1 protein-coding gene is annotated in these 1,569 nt (G+C 70.4%); it reads left to right on the top strand.

What is annotated here, in order from left to right; genetic code table 11:
- Positions 1–731 precede the first annotated feature (731 nt).
- A complete protein-coding gene (locus tag VF092_07190) occupies positions 732–1,358 on the top strand; it encodes a transposase (protein ID HEX6747067.1) in 627 nt (208 codons plus the stop codon).
- Positions 1,359–1,569 lie beyond the last annotated feature (211 nt).

The raw sequence follows: 1,569 nt of genomic DNA, 5'->3' as shown, positions 1-1,569 counted from the left end.
GCTCGGGCTGGTGCTCGGCAACTGCCGCTCGGGCGGGCATCGCCAACGAGTGTTGCTGGGTTTGCTCCGGATCTCCGGATTCGCCGGATGAGACGGATCACGGCCTGGGGCGAGCGAGCATCGCTCGCCACGAGCAGAGAGCAAGAGGGGGAACGGCAACGGCACCCTCCTCGTCATCCCGCAGGAGCGCCGCCGCAGGCGGCGCGAGCAAGAGGGGGAACGGCGACAGCACTCCCCCCCTTGTCATCCCGCAGGAGCGCCGCCGCCGGCGGCTTGTTTCCACTGTCATCGGCTCTGTTGAATTGCTGTCGGATGGCGCGCGCCATGCGGGGCTGGCGGAGGACGAGATGAGCGGAGCTTCTCATGCGCTCGATGTCGAAGTCCGCGCTCCAGGTCGCGCGCGAGGCGCTGGTAGTCGGACGCCAAGCCCTGCCGCGGTACTCCTGCGTCCACTCGCGGCACGACTTCACCCAGCCGCAGCTCTTCGCGCTCCTCGCGCTCAAGCAGGCGTTCGAGCTCGACTATCGGGGCCTCGTGACCATGGTCGCCGAATGGCGCGAGTTGCGCCACGTCCTTGGGCTCCGCAAGGTGCCGCACTACTCAACCCTCAGCTATGCCCAGCACCGGTTCTTCGCCGGTGCGGAAAAAGGGGGACCTTCGAGCGGGCGCAGCATGCCGTCGTCGTCCGCGCGATCCGCCTCGGCCTGCTCGACCCCGCTCCGATCGCGGCCGTGGACGCGACCGGGCTCGAGGCGCACTACGCGAGCCCACACTACCGCTACGTCTACTCCGAGCGCTACGTCGCCGCCTACGCCGCGCTCCATGGCGGGCGCCGGCCGGCGGGCCCGCACTACCGACCCGGGCACCCCAAGCTCACGGCCGTCGTCCACGCCGGCTCCCACCTGATCCTCGGCGCGATCCCCAACGTCGGGCCCGCCCACGACACCCCCGACTTCGCCCCCGCGATGCGCCAGGCGGCCACCGTGCTGCGCGGCGCCGCGATGCGCTTCGCCGCGGTGACGGCCGACGCGGGCTACGACGCGGAGCACTGTCACGTGCTCTGCCGGGAGCAACTCGGCATCCCCAAGACGGCGATCGCGCTCAATCGCCGGATGCACGACGCCGGGCGCCTCCCGCGGACGCGCTACCGGCGCGAGATGCGCCGCCGCTTCCCCCGCACGCTCTACCGCGCGCGGCAGCAGGCCGAGAGCACGTTCTCGCAGCACAAGCGCCGCCTCGGCCCCGCCCTCACCACGCGCTCCGCTGCCGCACAGGCCGGCGAGCAGATCCTGCGCGTCCTCACGCATAACGTCCTCATTCTCCATCATGGCTCAAGAACCTTTCAACAGAGCCGATGACATCGGAGGGCTCGTGGCGCCTGACGTTCTCTCGCCCAAGGCCGCGATCCGCCCCATCCGCCCCATCCGCGACGATCCGCCATTCCCCCCCTCGTCGTTAGTAGCCCGCCCGGGGCAATTCCCCCTTCGTCGTTCAGGCCAGCCCGCGGCAGTCACCAGAGCCCGCCGACCAGCCTCAGATCCGCACGAGATACGACACCTTCAGAAAGAG

Origin of the sequence: Longimicrobium sp. (assembly GCA_036377595.1) — a bacterium.
Taxonomy (GTDB): domain Bacteria; phylum Gemmatimonadota; class Gemmatimonadetes; order Longimicrobiales; family Longimicrobiaceae; genus Longimicrobium.
This window is presented reverse-complemented; position numbering and strand designations above follow the sequence as displayed.